Source organism: Paenibacillus sp. A3, from assembly GCF_001399685.1.
Classification (GTDB): Bacteria; Bacillota; Bacilli; order Paenibacillales; family NBRC-103111; genus Paenibacillus_G.
On record NZ_JTHN01000015.1, the window covers coordinates 19,866 to 35,652 of the forward strand.

Sequence of the window (15,787 nt, forward strand, 5' to 3'; positions counted from 1 at the left end):
TTCCTAGTTGGCATTGATATGTTAGTGTATGTCAATCTATCAAAAAAGTTATCGAAAAATGCACATTTTTACCAAGTTTTCAAAGGTTCAACCGTTGTCCATGACCCTCTGGTTGTCCGGAACATATGAATGTTTGTAGAAAGGTGGAGAGTCAATGATAGCTACTAATGAGATGCTCTACTCTTTTTTTTCCAACCAATCGATATTGGTAACCGGCGGTACGGGCTCCATCGGTCGGGGGATTGTCGAAGCGCTTCTATCCTATCGGCCAAAGCGGATTGTCGTGTTCAGCAAAGACGACAGCAAGCAATATATGATGAAGCTCAGCTATGAAAATGATCCTATTGTTTCGTTTTGCTTGGGTGATATCCGGGACTACGAGAGTGTCGAGAACGCGACCGTGGGCATGGATATGGTGTTTCACACCGCGGCGTTAAAACAAGTTTCCGTATGCGAAAACTTTCCATATGAGACGGTAAAGACCAACATTATAGGAAGCGAAAATGTTATCCGCGCCGCCATCCGCAACGGAGTGAAGAAGGTAGTCAATATCAGCACGGATAAGGTGGTGAATACGTACAACGCGCTTGGAGCTTCGAAGCTTATCGCCGAGAAGCTGTTCGCCAGCGCCAACGCCCATTCTGCAAACCTGCAGACCCGGCTATGCACCATCCGGTTCGGCAATGTGATTGGAAGCCGGGGCTCGGTTCTGCCCATTTTTCTCGATCAGGTGAGCCAGGGGAAGCCGATCACGGTAACCAACCGCAAGATGACGCGTTTTTTCATCACCATTCCCGAAGCGGTGGACCGTATGATGAAGGCGGCTTACTACTGCCAAGGAGGAGAAACGTTCGTTCTGAAAATGCAGTCGTTCCGAATCGGCGAATTGGCGGATGCCGTCTGTGATTATTTCGGCGAGTCGGGCGTCAGACCGCGGATTCAGACGATCGGATTGCGGCCCGGCGAAAAATTCCACGAAGAGCTTATTTTTGACTGCGAACGCGAGCGGGTTCTTGAGGACGACGAATTGTATGCCGTCTTGCCGACGGAAGCCGATGCAACCGGGACGTATCTGCATTTCAATCCGGCGTTGATCCATACCTACCGCTCGAATCAAGGCGCTCACATTACGAAAGACGAGTTAAAAAGCATTGTCGCTCAAGAGCATCAAAAATATCGGGTTCGTCGTGGCGGTGGATCGGAATGAAGGCCGAACGTTTTCGGAGATCGGCAGATCTGGCCAAGAAAGCTGCCCGCCTCATTCCGGCAGGATGCCACACGTACAGCAAAGGAGCGGATCAGTTTCCGCAGCTCGCTCCCGGCTTTATTCAATCCGGCAGCGGCGCTTGGGTGACGGACGTCGATCATAACACGTTTCTGGATTGGGGCATGGGTTTGCGTTCCGTTTCGCTGGGCTATGATTATCCCCGCGTGACCCGGAAGGTGATGGAGCATGTGCGTCGCGGCAGCAATTTCACCAGACCGTCTCCGATCGAGATCGAGGTGGCAGAGCTGTTGACGGATATGATTCCGTCTGCGGATATGGTGAAGTTCGCCAAGAACGGCTCGGACGTGACGACGGCGGCGATCCGGCTCAGCCGGGCCTACACCGGACGCAAGCGGGTCGCTTATTGCAAGGAGCACCCCTTCTTCAGCTTTGACGATTGGTTTATCGGTACGACCCCATGCGATAACGGCATCCCGGATCAACTGTCGGAGCTGTCGGTTCCTTTTCACTACAACGATATTGCAAGCCTGGAACGTATTTTCGAGCAGTACCCTGACGATATCGCGGCCGTGATTATGGAGCCGGTGACCGGCGAGCGTCCCGCCGCCGACTTTTTGCAGCGGGTTCGTCAGCTTACGCAAAAGCACGGTGCGGTGCTTGTCTTTGACGAAATGATCACGGGCTTCCGGTTCGGACTGCCCGGGGCGCAAACGGCGTTCGGCGTCGAACCGGACCTGTCGACGTTCGGCAAAGCGATCGGCAACGGATTTTCCTGCGCGGTGCTGGCCGGGAAGCGGGAAATCATGGAACTGGGCGGACTCGATCATCCGTACGTCCGTACTTTCCTGATATCGGCGACCAACGCGGCGGAGACGCATGCCCTCGCTGCCGTCCAAGAAACGGTGCTGGAGTTCCGGGAGAAAGACGTCATCGACCATATCGAGCGTACCGGGAAGGAGCTGATGGCCGGTTGGCGGCAAGTGACAGCCATTCACGGGCTTGAGCGTTACTTGCAAATCGGGGGCTATCCCAACAGTCCGGTCATTATCTGCAAGGATGAGCAGGAGAATTCGTCCTTCGCTTTCCGCACCATTTTTCTTCAGGAAATGATTCGGGAGGGCGTGCTTATACCTTATGTCTCGATCAGCTACTCGCATGGCGGAAGCGAAGTGGCGAAGACCCTCGAAGCGTTGGATCAAACCTGCAAGGCATACAAGAAGGCGCTGGAGCAAGGGGCGCAATCCGTATTGGTCGGCCCGGCGGTGAAACCGGTCTTTCGTAAATTTAATTAAAAGGAAGCGATTCGCATGTTCTTAGTTATTGGTCTTGGGTCGATGGGGAAACGAAGAGTGCGGGATTTGCTCGCTCTGTCGGGACAACGTGTCATTGGCTTAGATCCCCGTCCGGACAGACGCTCGGAAGCGGAAGCGAAATTCGGCATCGAAACGTTCGACTCGGTCGAACGGGCGCTGCAGCTTGAACCGCGTGCGCTCATCATTTCCACGCCTCCCGATCAGCACATGCCCTATGCGCATCTGGCTGCGGATTTGGGGCTCCCGTTCTTTACGGAGGCGAGCGTGACGAAGGACGGCATTCCGGAGCTGGTTTCCAAGCTGCGGGAGAAGCCCGGACTTGTCGCCGCCCCCTCCTGTACGATGCGGTTTCATCCCGCAGTGGCTTTGCTCTCCGAGCTTGTCAACGACAAGGCGGCAGGCGGAAACTGCTTCTTTATGTACCATTCCGGGCAATACTTGCCCGATTGGCATCCCCACGAAGATTATCGCACGTTCTATGTCTCGCGCAAGGAGACGGGGGGCTGCCGGGAAATCGTGCCTTTCGAATGGGTCTGGCTCACTTCGCTGTTCGGGCCGGTCCGGGGCGGCTTTTCCCTGAAACGAAAAGTGACCACGCTGGAGACCGATATCGACGACGTGTACCAGATGGTCATGGAATTCGCAGACGGCACCTCGGGTCAAGTCACGGTCGATGTCGTGTCGCGCAAAGCGACGAGAGCCTTCTCCCTGCTTGGGGAGCAAGGGACGATCCAGTGGAATTTCTTCGATTCGGCGGTAGAGGTATACGACGGGACACGGCGAACGACTAGGCGGATTCCGGTCCTGAGCGGCAGCAGGCCGTTCCAGTATGAGGATATGTATGTGAATGAAATGAGGGCCTTCCTGGAAGCTATCGCAGGCGGGAAGCCGTTCCCTCACGATTATGAGCAGGATTTGGCTTTGTTGGAATGGCTCGAGCAATTCGAGCGCGGAAAGTTAAGCTGAAGGCGGTGGAACCATGAAAATCGGCATGCTGATCACGGCCCGAAATAAATCGACGCGGCTTCCGCTTAAGCTTTTGTACGAAATCGGGGGCAAACGGGTGATCGATCGGGTGATCGAAAGGTGCAAGGCCGTTTCGTTCGTCGATCAGGTCATCCTGTGCACCTCCCCGCATCCGCAGGACGCGCTTCTTGCGGAGACGGCTTTCAAGCATGGCATTTATTACTTTACGGGCGATCCGGAGGACGTGCTGCGGCGGCTGTACGATGCGGCGACTTTTTTTAGTCTGGATTATGTGCTGTCCATTACGGCGGACGATCCGTTCTTCTCGGTCGAATACGCCAACCGGCTTGCGAATCAGGCTAGGCTGACGACCCCGGACTATATGGCGGTCGAAGGGCTCCCGATCGGCGCAGGCTTATACGGGATTCGTTATGAGGCGCTGAAGACGGTGATCGAATTCAAGCATCGCACCGACACCGAGATATGGGGCTATTGGTTGAACCGCCCGGACCTGTTTGACGTTCACTTGTTTCAAGCGGAGGCGGGGGAAGCCCGGGACATCCGGCTTACTTTGGATACGGCGGACGATCTCGCTTTTTTACGTTCCTTGGCGGACCATTTGTGCCCGCAGGCAGGGATGAGCTACCGATCGCTGCTGGCTGCGGCCGACCGGATGCCTGCGGAGCTGTTCGTCAACCGTCATGTGCAGCAGCTGAAGCCGCCCGATGCGGTCATTGAGGATATCAACGAGCGTTATGCGAAGAATAGGGAACTGTTCGCCGCGATCAAGGAAGGCAATTATCTCAAACAACGGAGGAATCGCTGATGGCGCGATTAATTGACCTATTGGAGCAATTGCGGAATGGGACGAAGACATCGATGTATTGGATTGCGGAGCCCGCCTACGTTCACCAAGGGGAATACGATTACTTGCTGCGTTTGATTGATGCGCTGGCAGACAAGGGAGCGGACGCGGTCAAGTTCCATATTATGCTGAACCCGGACGAATACATGGTTCCGGAGCATCCGCTGTATAAGGAATTACAGAAGTGGCTGTTCACCCGCGAACAATGGCGGGAGCTGTTTGCGCGCTGCCGCAAGCATGGCATGGAAATCGTCGGGCTGGCCGACGAACTGCCTTCGCTGGAATTTCTCATCGAAGAAAATGCAGAGGCTATCGCCATCCATGCGACCAGCATCAACGACACGTATATGCTCAAGGGGCTTGCGCAAGCGCGGCAGCCGCTTTTCGTCGGGATCGGCGGGATCTCTTTTCCGGAGATCGAGTACATGCTGAAACTGCTCGGCGACAAGCGGAATCTCATGATGATGTACGGCATCCAGGAATATCCGACGCCCCTGGAGCACGTGCATTTGCAGAAGCTGCCTTTATATGAAGCGAAGTTTCAATGCCCGGTCGGCTATGCGGACCATACGGCTAGCCGGGAAGAGCTCGGCCGTTATCTGGCCTTCGCGACGGCTTACGGTCTCGGCGCGCGCTTGTTCGAGCAGCATGTGACGCTCGACCTGTCCGTCAAGCGGGAGGATGACGAGGCGGCCCTGGAGCCGGACGCATTTGCCGAGCTGCGAGGGCAGTTGGAGCTCGTCTCGCGCATGACCGGCTCTGCGGTTATGAATATCGGCACGGAGGAGCGGGCGTATTTCTCCGCCGTACGCAAGTGCCTCGTTGCAGGCCAGGATCTTCCGCAAGGAACCCTCCTCACGGAGCAGCATGTCAAATACAAGCGGACGCAAACGCAGGGCGATATGGATCAAAGAGATATTGTTCACTTGCTGGGCAAGACGCTGCAGCAGCCGGTCCGTAAAGGAGACGCATTCTGTTGGCGTCATCTTGGCGAGAACGGTCGGCCGTGATGCGGATGTCCGCATGACGGACGGCCCAACATCGTCGCAGGAGGGAAAAGCATGTTCGGTGGGGATGAATTCAATGCGCATTTGCTGCTTCGATACGGCTATACGCTCGATTTGTTCGAACGGTTCTCGCAGGTCGTCTATAAAGGAGTCGAGCTCCCGCTAACGCTATTGCGGCCGTACCATGTCTTGATCCGCGATTTCATCGACCGGAAACGGGAAGACGAATCGTTCGTCGAGCGGAAACGCGAACAATGGAGCTTTCGTTCGATGAAAGACGTGCAGCGGCAATTGCAGCGGCTGCCGCCACAGCGCGAAGACTGGGGCAAGGACGCCAGCCGGGACATGATTCTGCTGTGCGGCCAATACGTCGATTTTGCGCTGTCCGAGCTCAGCGACCGTCGGGTGCTGCTGCTGCATTCGAATCCGTACGATCTTCGGGCGCTTCGGGGGAAGTCTCTTCCTTCGACGTTCGAGGTGTACAGCTTGCACGAGCAGTTTTTGCGCAGCAGTGCTTCCCAGCAGGCCAGAACCGAGCTGTTTGCGTTAATCGATGAAGCGCTGGCCGATCGACGGGGGACCACAGAGCATGAAATCTTCTCCATGCCGCGATTTCCCGAATGGATGCGCAGCTATATCGGGCAAGGAATCGTTTTGGTTGATTTGCTGGAAGGGGTGCTGAAGCAGTACCCGGTCGGGGTGATCCTGGATCATTCGGAGCTGATCTATCCCGGGAGCATTTTGTCTCTTCAGGCGCGTTCGTACGGGCTGCCGTTCATCAATGTGCAGAACCATTTGACCAGCGACGCCTCGATGATTCCGACGAGAGCAACGCATTATGCGGTATGGGGGCCGAGCATGGCGCAATGGCTTGTCGAACGCGGAATCGATGAAAGCTCCATCGTGCAGGTGGGCAGCCTGCGGCTGGAGCATAACGAAAGACGGATCCAAAAAACGCGCGAGCAGCTGTTCCGCGAATGCTGCGCGAAGCCGGCCCCTTTTGTTCTGGTCTACACGACAGAAAGCTATCCGGAAAGCATCAATTTTACCGTCATGAGATGGATGAGAAAGCTGGTCCGGATGCTGCCGGACGTTCAAGTGATCGTCAAGCCGCATCCGAGCGACAAGCTGTCATACGAATCGTTCGTCTCCGAACGCATTCACCTGGTGCCGTCCGGCTTTGATCTGCAGGATATCCTGAACGCGTCGGATTGTGTAGCGACCATTTCTTCGACGACGGCCATCGAAGGGGCCATGCTGAAGAAAGGCATCATCGTGCTGCAGCCCGAGCTCCCGTACGATTACCATATCAATTACAATGGCTATCCGTATTTTCTGGACAGGGGGCATGCGGGTCCCGTGGTGCATTCCGCCCGGGAGCTGGTGGATTGTATCGCCGCTCTGCTCTCCCGGGAAGGGGAGAGGGAAGCGGTCGTGCAAGCCGGACAGCAGTTTTTGACGCAGATGGTGTTCACGGATGACCGGACGCCGAGCCAGAGGATGGGCGAGCTGGTGAAGAGTCTGTTGGATAACGAATGCCGTCAGGCCTATATCCGAACTGAAGAACCGCATCGTGCATCAACAAATGAAAGCCTATTGCCGGGCGTGGAGGGGAATCGAATGGCTGACTTGAAGACGATCCACATTTGCTTAAAGGATTTTTTGATCATGGAGCTTCACACCTTGAATGTCGCGGAGGAAGTGACCAACCTGCTTGCCGCCAAGGTGAGGGAAGATCGAATCATCACCAACCGGGACATTAAGCTCGTTAAAAATTTGCGAATATTGGTCGATTCGTACACGAATACGATTGAAAATCAAAAATAAACGGGGGGTACCGGTATGAATCAGAGACAACGCAGGCTGCTTCGCCAACTTCGGTTATTAAGAAGAAGCATTCGAAGAAATAGAAGGCTGTTGATTCGCTTGATCCGCGATTTGGAGAATGGGGAAAGCTGCTAGTTCTCTCATTGGAAAGGAAAGTACTCATCAAGACAGGAGGCGGAACCGATGTATGGCGGAGAGGAATGGAACCCGCATTTGCTTCTGCGTTACGGCTACACGCTGGACTTCTTCGAAGCTTTCGCTCCGCTTCGGATGCATGGAATCGAGCTGCCCTTGGCGCTGATACGTCCGTATCATCATTTCATCCGCGATACGGTCGACCGGCGAAGAACGGACAAAGCTTACGTTCGAGAAAAAAGCAGCTTGTGGAACATGCACTCCATGTCCGATGTCCAGACGCGATTGCGGCGTCTCCCCGGGCAAGTGGGAAGCTTCGGGGCTGAGTCGGGCCGCGATACGGTATTGCTGTGCGGCAATTACGTCGATTTTGCATTGCGGCATTTAACCCCGCACAAAGTCATTTTGCTTTCCCACTATTTGTACGAGCGCAGATATTTGAAAAACAAAAAGCTGCCCGCGCAGTTTGAGGTCTATCCGCTGGGCAATAAGCTGCTGTTCGGTAGCACCTCCAAGCGGGTGCGAAAAGAGACCAAAGAGCTGCTGCGGTCGTTCGATCGGCTGCACACCGCTTTCCGCCGGCAAGCGGGACAGCATGAGGTGCTCGCCCGGGGGGCGTTTCGCCGCTGGATGCACGAGGAAATTCCATTTATCGTGGAATTGATCGATGCGCTGCACGAACTGCTCCGTACCCGGCCGATCAAGCTGATCGTCGAGCATACGGAGCTGCCGCCCCGGCAAAGCATTCTTTCGCTGCTCGCCCGCATTCACGGCCTGCCGTTTCTTCATGTGCAGCATCATTTATCCAGCGACGCTTCCATGGTGCCGGCCCGGGCGAGCCATTATGCCGTCTGGGGCCGGCATATGAGAGAATGGCTGATTCGCCGAGGGATTCCTCCTGCGGCCATCACGGAAACCGGCAGCGTCAGACTGGAGCTGAGCCGCAGGCCGGTCGTTCATACCCGCGACGACCTGCTTGCTTGCTGTGGATGGGAAGCGGGCGCGCCGATCCTCGTATTGATGACGGAGCAGTATGACGCCTCTGTCAACTATAGCGTCGCTGCATGGCTGCAGGAGACCGTGCGGAGTCTGCCGGTTTACGCGATGATCAAGCCGCATCCCGACGATCGGTTGAGCTACGATGCGTTTGTTTCGGAGCGTCTGGCAATCGCTCCGCCCTTTTTTCATTTAGATGAGATCCTGTATGCGGCCGATCTGGTGCTGACCATATCGTCAACGACGGCGGTCGAAGCGGCGATGGCGGAAAAAGGAGTTATCGTGCTGCAGCCGGATATGGCGTACGATTACCATTTGAACTATAACGGCTATGTGCGGCATTTGGCGAAGGCGGAAGCGGGGGAAATCGTAACTTCCGGAAGCGGGCTGACCGCGTGCTTGCGGACATGGCTGGAAGACGAATCGTTTCGCAGCGCGTTGCTGGATAAAGGCCGGTCGTTTCTGCGGAAGACGTTAACCGGCGGGGAGCCGTCGCCCGGGGCAGCCGTTTACGAGCTTGTCCGGCGGCTGCTTCAGTCAAGTGGAAAGGAGCAAGCGCGATGATTGGAATTATCGGGGCCGGGGGGCATGCCAATGTCACTGCAGCATCGACAATATTCCCGACCATAGCGTCGCGGTCGGCGTACCCGCGCGGATTATTAAACGGTCATCAAATTAAACGACAGGAGAGTTATGTAGGATGAACCTATGGAATCGTCTGTCCCAACAAGCGGAACAGCCGTATATCATTGCGGAAATTGCCGCCAATCATAACGGTGACATGGCTCTCGCCGAACGAATGGTCGAGCAGGCGAAGGAAGCCGGTTGCGATTGCGTGAAGTTCCAATCCTGGACGAAAACGAGCCTGATGGTCAAGTCAGGCTATGATCCGGAGCTGGAACGCACGCTGGACCAATACAGCATGACGGAAGAGAAGCTTCGGGCGATGAAGAGCCTGTGCGATCATATCGGGATAGATTTTGCGTGCACTCCGTTTTCCCGCAGCGAAGTCGATTTGCTTGTGCGGATCGGAGTGCCGTTTCTCAAACTTTCCTCCACGGAAGTGACCAATCTTCCCCTGCTGCAGCACGCCGGCAGTACAGGTCTTCCTCTGGTCATGTCGACCGGTATGGGAACGGAAGAGGAAATTCGCGAAGCCGTCCAGGCCGTGGAAGAAACCGGAAATACAAGAATAGTGCTGCTGCATTGCGTATCGGTATACCCGCCGAAGGACGAGTATGTCAATTTAAACAATATCGACTCGCTGCGCGAACGGTTCGGCTATCCGACAGGCTTCTCCGACCATACGCTGGGGACCGCCATTCCGCTTGCCGCGGTCGCCAAAGGCGCATGCGTGATTGAGAAGCACTTTACGCTGGATCAGAGCTTGCCCGGCTGGGACCATAAAGTGTCCGCCACCCCGGAGCAGATGAAGGAGATTGTAGACGGCGCCCGGCGTATTAAAGCGGCATTGGGCAATTATGAGCGGCAGCTCAGCGCGGAGGAGCAGGATAACCGGCGCATCTTTCGCAGAAGCATCGTGGCGTCAAGGGACATTCCCGCCGGGAAAATGATCGAAGCCGACGATCTGGATGCGAAGCGGCCCGGAACGGGTCTGTCTCCCTCGTTGATGAAGCACATTATCGGGAGAACGGCATCCAGAACGATCGGCTGCGACGAGCTTCTAAGCGAAAAGGATTTCGCGTGAGCGAACTATTCGCCGTCGGTCCATTTCGTTCCCATCCATTCCCGCACTAAGCGGTAAAGGCGCTGCGAAGGTTTCGGCTGCTTGACCGTCAATGATTGCCGCAGGAAGCGTTTCGCCTGGATGGCAAGCCTCTTTCTGGTCTTGTCATCGTGCATCAGGCCGGTCAAGCATTGCCGCAAATCGTCTGCGGAATGAACGACAGCTCCGGCATGGGCTTTGGCCAAATGCTTCGGATAGCTGTTGTTATGAAGGATGTAGTGGTAGCTTATGGAGGGCTGAAGAACAAGTAAAGGCTTCTCCAGCATCGCCGCCACCAAGGCCGTTTCCGATACGACCGTAGCCGCACAATCGCTCGCATGCAGCAAATCCTGCAGCGAATACCCGTCCGGCATCAGCCGGATATGAGAGTCTGAATGTTCATGATAAGGATAACGGTCATCCGGATGTATCTTAATCACCACCAGCACCGGCAACTCTTGTCCGGCTTGAGAAAACCAGCGCATGATCTGTTCGTTGGTTTCCACGGAATAAGGCGAGCTTGTAAAAGCTACGATCCAGCGAGCATCCGGTATGCCCAGATCGTTCAGCAAGTCTTGTTTCGTCTTCAGATCTCCCCCCGGTATATCTTCGAAGCGCAAGCTGCCGATGCATGCGATTTTATCGGGGGAGATCCCAATCTTCGTCATCCAGTTTCTGGTGTGCGGGCCGTATACGGCGTAACGGGAGGCGCGGGACGGGATAATATTTACATCGCTCAAGAGTCTGCTTTGCACCTGAATAAATGGAAGCTTGTATTTTAAAGCAAGCAGCGAAAGGACATTGCCAGGGTAAATCAGCTCCGAGTGATCGAGAAAGAGGCCGACGGGATGCTCCCGTATAATGCGTTCACCGACGTTGATTAAGCATATGGCATCTCTCGCCTGGGCGTAGAGCCAGTTCCCGAATTTTTCACTTCCGAATACCGGATGGTCCTTATGCTTTGATACCAGGTCGTGAACCTGAAGCCATACGGGTTGGCAGAACTTAAATTGACGAATCTCCTCGACATAAGCTTTCTGGAAATAGAAAGGTGTAAATCCGGGGGGGAGCGTTTTGCCTTGAACGGCGGCCTGGTCGTGGCCGTTGCTGATGAGGACCAGCGCTTTTCGATCGGGGAACACCTTGAGCGCCGTATCGAGAAATTGGCCGCAGAAGGCAATGGCATCGCGCTTCGGGTCCAGTGAATAGTCGCTAACCGTCTCGGGCATGTGCTGCAGCCGGTCGTAATACTCGTGCATGTACTGCACTTGTCTGTTCATCCGCTGCTGCGCTACGATATCGGGCTGCTGCAAATGGGTGTCTACCGTTTCTCTTATATGGTAGTAATAAGCACCAAGCATGAGCAATGGAAGTTCGATTCCTTCATAGACGAGCGATTGAAAGGCGGTAAACAAATCATCCGTATAGCCGTACCGCAGCAGCATATGGTCATTTATATGAATCTCGCTGTACATGGTTTTAGCTTCCCTTCCTTTCATTTCTCTCATTGGCCGTACAATATAATGTATGTCCCAGCAATAGCCAGTGCTACCTGGCATGCGTTCATCTTTCGCACGAGTTGGAAATTGATTCATAGAATGGTTAAAAAGTAAATCATAAGTAATGAAGGGAGGCCGGCGTTGAATAAATACGAGATTCAAGCGGAGGAATTTTTCAGTAGTATGAATGCCGAACCGGAATTCAGATCGTTCAAGAAGCGATGGAGCAATTGATTGAAAAGTATGAATTGGCCGATAAGAGCGTTTTATGCATTGCGCCCGGGAACGGGATTGAGGAATACTGGTTTCATCGGCACGGCTGCGAGCTTACGTTTGTGGACATCGATCAATACGGATCGATCGAACCGGTTCTGAAGCATTACGCTGCGGAGCGGATATTGACTTAATGTGTACGATCGGATGGACGGAATCCGGTAAATAATTGATCTTAAAAACGAATCGACCGCATAGGCATTATTATAGAAGCAATTAAGTGCCGGGAGGAATGCCCATGTCGGATCTGTTCGTTGTTCGTTCGCTAGAAGAAATAAGGTTCTGGTCCCGTATTATGAAGGAACATTCCTTGTTTCTCAGGCTGGGGTTCAGATGTGAAGATACTCAGTTGATTTATGAAGCCAATCAATTTTTTGCGGTATTTGAACAAATTGAACTAAGATCGCACGCTTATGAAGCGAATACAGATCCGCAGACGATTAGTCAATTTAATGAGGAAGTTTACACGGCGGTTAGCTATATTTGGGCTTTTAAAAGAAAAGTGTTGGGGTTAATCCTGAGCTGTCAGTTGCCCGGGGCCAATAACTTCCCGCTATTGGTCGATCATATAAGCCGCGAAGCAAACTATTTTAGAAATCGGTTGGCCGAGCTGAATGCCGGAAGGCTGGAACCGCTGCCCGATGCCATTATCGACGAAAACGTATTTTTCTTGAAAATCATGGCCGACCATGCCAAATTTATCGGTCATTTACTTGATCCGTCAGAACGAAAGCTGGTGGAGCAAGCGCGAGAATTTAGCCATGATTTTGACCAGCTTGTCTTTCAAGCCGTAGATTTAAGCTCCATGCGCCCCCAATCCCAGACGGTTCCTCTGCTGAGCCAATTTGTCGATCAGAATAAAGTATCCGTCAAATCTTTGCGCGACTTTAAGAAGACAGCGCGCGATTTGATAAACGACTGTCGTATAAAAAGCATTATTCATCCGTTATTGGCTGATCATGTATTTAGAGAAGCCGAGCATTTTCTTGTCATTCTAGATATGTTTGAACAGTTTTTGAGAGGCCAGGATGGCTTCGAATCATAATGACGACAGGCAATGAACCGGGTTAACCGATGTTCCTGGTTACTTAGGAGCATCAGGGGACCCGAAAAATGACAATAGGATGCCCGGGAAGCGAGAAATTCGATCACAACCTCCACCAACGTATGCTGGTGGAGGTTATTTGTATGTTTTCAAAGCGATGGCACGGCACATAAGGAGGCTGGCCAGACATTATCAAAGAAACAGTCTATCTTGAACAGCTTCGGAAGTCTACCGGATAAATGCTATAATATGGACAAAACATATATTCTTAAGGAATGCGAGCAGTATGTATTTAGAAGGAGCAATAAAAAAATCTATAATAATCTTCCAGGAGGGATCATGTTGCAGCAGCTCTTTAGCGATATGATTAAGCAGGACGTAAAGCCGTTCCTTTCCAAGCGTGGCTTCGCAAAGAAGACTTTGAATTTCAGTAAGATAACAGAAAGCCTCATCTATATGTTCAATTTCCAAAAATCCTCTGGCAATTCAGCGGACAATGTAATGTTTTATGTGAACTGCGGTATTTATGCAGCGGAGTTGGCACAGATACAATCGAGAGAGATTCTGACAGCACCCCAAGAAGCGCAGTGTCACTTCAGAGCAAGAATTGGGGAAATTGTTGAGTCTGTTCCAGATCGATTTTCAATCACTCCTGATACGAATATGGATGATTTAAGAAAAACGCTGCTAAGTGGATTAGAAGAGGTTATTCATTTCTATGATACTATGACCAGTGCCAGATCCATTATTGATTATTATACTTCAGGTCCATTTTTACATCTGGGTGAAGAGAGCTTTCATTTGCTATTGCAATCCAATGATGTAGCAGCGGCTAAACATTATTTGAAGGCTTTGCAGGAAAAGTATGGAACAGAACGGCGATGGACCATATTCGAAAATAAATACAAGGCCATCTTTAATAAATACGGAGTGGAAATTGATAAGCTATAAGTCAGCAAAGTGAACGTAAGTGAGAAGTGATGTGGTGGCAAAAAAACTTGATGATACCTTACCCCGCAACGAATTTTTTTGGTAGGTGCAAGATAATCCGGGCACTAACTCCCTTCTACGCCAGTTAGTGCAATTTCCAAATACGGGATTGTATTTCCTGTGATGACGAAATCCGCTGAGTAGTACCTTTTGCCGCAGGAAGCACACTTGAGAGAACGAAAGACAAGCTCAGAATAGCAGTAATAAGTATTTCCCAAATTTTTAAATACCCATTTTGAAATGCCGCCCTCGCTCTGGAAACGCATAACGAAGAAATTGCAAGATAGAGATAAATTTGAAATATAATGGTATTTAAGATTTTAGTGCCTCTGAGCGAACAAATGTGGGAAATGGATCTCCGCAATATTTCAGGATACACCGACTCAAAGTCATTTTCTGGTGGAGGTGCTATTGAGTTCCTGTCAATGCTAAAGCCTCTTCACCGCTTTTTCATCAAAGCACGATCAATTTAGAAGTTGGAGCCTTCTTTAAGCGGAAGGCTCCTTTTCAGCATATTTGACGCATACTTAATTTCTTCCCACTAGGTAAATGCCGTGTTTTTTCTGGATAGGTCCCCATAGATTGATCTCATAAACTCGAACTGGGGGCGGTCCTCATGGAGCCAACAACCGACTTGGAAAAACTCAGGTTGAAATAATGGGATCGATACTTATCCTTACAGGACAGGAGCAAAATATGAACGATTAGCGAAGCAGCAATTTTTCACACGGTAGGGATGCGAGCACAACGAAATCTGGGTTTATATAATTGCATGACATTTTCTCCCTATCAACCGTCCAAACAATATGTTCACTCCCGAATACAATAAAATCGTGGGTGCTCAGGAGGCTTCAAGCCGATACCCAAAAATGTTAAAGGAGTGTTGACTGGTGAGCAGCGTCGGAGGTTTCGGTGGTTTTACTTCCACAGGTGTTATTCTGGTTCTTTTTATTTTGTTGGTGATTGTTAGTCGCAGTTTTGGGATCTAACATCAATAATGAGTTTACGTTGAAGGGGTCGCCGTTGGCGGCTCTTTTTTTTGGGGGTTAACTATGATCAGAACACATATTCATATTGTTTTAAGCCAGTCGAGGATATCGTTCCCTTGTAGGCACACCATAGGCAAGTGATGTCTGAGAGTTGTGGGACAAAAATTTTTGAGATATAGGTTTACACCGTGGATCAACACGAGGTTATTTGGGCAGGAAATGAAAAATCTGGGATTTCAGCTGTTTAGCGGTGTTCCGTGCTCTTTTCTGAAAAATTTAATCAATTATGCCATCAACGAATGCGAATATGTTGCAGCAGCGAATGAAGGGGATGCGGTCGCCATTGCATCCGGTGCCTATGTGGGGGGAAAGAAGTCGGTTGTGCTCATGCAAAATTCGGGTCTGACCAACGCCGTATCCCCATTGACCTCCCTTACCTATCCGTTCCGGATTCCGCTGCTTGGATTTGTCAGTCTCCGCGGGGAGCCGGGTATTCCCGATGAGCCTCAGCATGAACTGATGGGCAGAATCACAACCGGGCTGCTGGATTTGATGCAAGTGGAATGGCAGTATTTATCTAACGATTTGGAAGAGGCCAAGCGTCAACTGGTACAGGCTGATGCGCATATCGCGAATAACCGTTCTTTTTTCTTTGTCGTTCGAAAAGGGACGTTCGAGGAAGAGGTGCTGCGAAAACAACAATCGTCCATTGCCGCTTCCTGCGGCTACACGAAGTCGCTATATATTCATAATTTAGAAGAATTGGAAGCCGCCTTGAGCGATTGGAAGCAAACCAAAGGATTGACTTTTCTATATATGAAAATATCTAAAAACGCCAAGGGGCAGCTTGGACGTCCCCACATGAAGCCTTACGAAGTAAAAGAACGACTGCAGCGGTTTTTGAAACAGGGTTTTATCGGACAGTAGG

14 protein-coding genes are annotated in these 15,787 nt (G+C 51.9%); 13 read left to right on the plus strand and 1 reads right to left on the minus strand.

Translation table 11 applies throughout. The features are described from left to right. The first annotated feature begins 154 nt into the window (after positions 1-154). From QJ48_RS01815 to QJ48_RS01850, 8 genes are all read left to right on the plus strand, one after another. Positions 155-1,207, plus strand: coding sequence for a polysaccharide biosynthesis protein (locus tag QJ48_RS01815; protein WP_054971958.1), 1,053 nt, complete (start codon positions 155-157; stop codon positions 1,205-1,207). Next, positions 1,204-2,520: a glutamate-1-semialdehyde 2,1-aminomutase gene (locus QJ48_RS01820; RefSeq protein ID WP_054971959.1), complete on the plus strand. Its 1,317-nt coding sequence runs from the start codon at positions 1,204-1,206 to the stop codon at positions 2,518-2,520. Before QJ48_RS01815 ends, QJ48_RS01820 begins: the two co-directional genes overlap by 4 nt. 15 nt (positions 2,521-2,535) lie before the next feature. Beyond that, a complete protein-coding gene (locus tag QJ48_RS01825) occupies positions 2,536-3,507 on the plus strand; it encodes a Gfo/Idh/MocA family protein (protein WP_063857997.1) in 972 nt (323 codons plus the stop codon). A gap of 13 nt (positions 3,508-3,520) precedes the next feature. Continuing rightward, on the plus strand, positions 3,521-4,333 hold the full coding sequence (locus tag QJ48_RS01830; protein WP_054971961.1) for a cytidylyltransferase domain-containing protein: 813 nt from the start codon (positions 3,521-3,523) through the stop codon (positions 4,331-4,333). Continuing rightward, positions 4,333-5,382, plus strand: coding sequence for an N-acetylneuraminate synthase family protein (locus tag QJ48_RS01835; RefSeq protein ID WP_054971962.1), 1,050 nt, complete (start codon positions 4,333-4,335; stop codon positions 5,380-5,382). The genes QJ48_RS01830 and QJ48_RS01835 overlap by 1 nt, the downstream gene beginning before the upstream one ends. Before the next feature lie 51 nt (positions 5,383-5,433). Further along, positions 5,434-7,206, plus strand: a complete 1,773-nt coding sequence (locus QJ48_RS01840) for a glycosyltransferase (RefSeq protein ID WP_054971963.1) — start codon at positions 5,434-5,436, stop codon at positions 7,204-7,206. A 183-nt stretch (positions 7,207-7,389) separates the two neighbouring features. Then, positions 7,390-8,901 carry a hypothetical protein gene (locus tag QJ48_RS01845; protein WP_054971964.1) on the plus strand — a complete coding sequence of 504 codons (1,512 nt, stop codon included), beginning with the start codon at positions 7,390-7,392 and terminating at the stop codon, positions 8,899-8,901. Between the two features lie 136 nt (positions 8,902-9,037). Beyond that, a complete protein-coding gene (locus QJ48_RS01850) occupies positions 9,038-10,045 on the plus strand; it encodes an N-acetylneuraminate synthase family protein (protein ID WP_054971965.1) in 1,008 nt (335 codons plus the stop codon). Positions 10,046-10,050: 5 nt separating this feature from the next. Here the strand turns inward: QJ48_RS01850 and QJ48_RS01855 are convergent, their stop codons facing one another. After that, on the minus strand, positions 10,051-11,538 hold the full coding sequence (locus tag QJ48_RS01855; protein WP_054971966.1) for a hypothetical protein: 1,488 nt from the start codon (positions 11,536-11,538) through the stop codon (positions 10,051-10,053). A 245-nt stretch (positions 11,539-11,783) separates the two neighbouring features. Between QJ48_RS01855 and QJ48_RS01860 the strand changes: the two genes are divergently transcribed. The 5 genes from QJ48_RS01860 (at position 11,784) to QJ48_RS01875 (ending at position 15,786) form a co-directional block, all read left to right on the plus strand. Continuing rightward, positions 11,784-11,969 (plus strand): hypothetical protein, encoded by a 186-nt coding sequence (locus QJ48_RS01860; protein ID WP_054971967.1) that lies wholly within the window; start codon positions 11,784-11,786, stop codon positions 11,967-11,969. A gap of 104 nt (positions 11,970-12,073) precedes the next feature. Then, positions 12,074-12,880 (plus strand): DUF2935 domain-containing protein, encoded by an 807-nt coding sequence (locus QJ48_RS01865; RefSeq protein WP_082420295.1) that lies wholly within the window; start codon positions 12,074-12,076, stop codon positions 12,878-12,880. Positions 12,881-13,219: 339 nt separating this feature from the next. Continuing rightward, entirely contained in the window at positions 13,220-13,831 is a 612-nt protein-coding gene (locus QJ48_RS01870; protein WP_054971993.1) for a DUF4304 domain-containing protein, read from the plus strand. Between the two features lie 929 nt (positions 13,832-14,760). Then, on the plus strand, positions 14,761-14,859 hold the full coding sequence (locus tag QJ48_RS38430) for a dihydroorotate dehydrogenase (protein ID WP_082420296.1): 99 nt from the start codon (positions 14,761-14,763) through the stop codon (positions 14,857-14,859). Between the two features lie 219 nt (positions 14,860-15,078). Then, positions 15,079-15,786: a thiamine pyrophosphate-binding protein gene (locus QJ48_RS01875; RefSeq protein ID WP_237762775.1), complete on the plus strand. Its 708-nt coding sequence runs from the start codon at positions 15,079-15,081 to the stop codon at positions 15,784-15,786. Position 15,787: the final 1 nt, after the last annotated feature.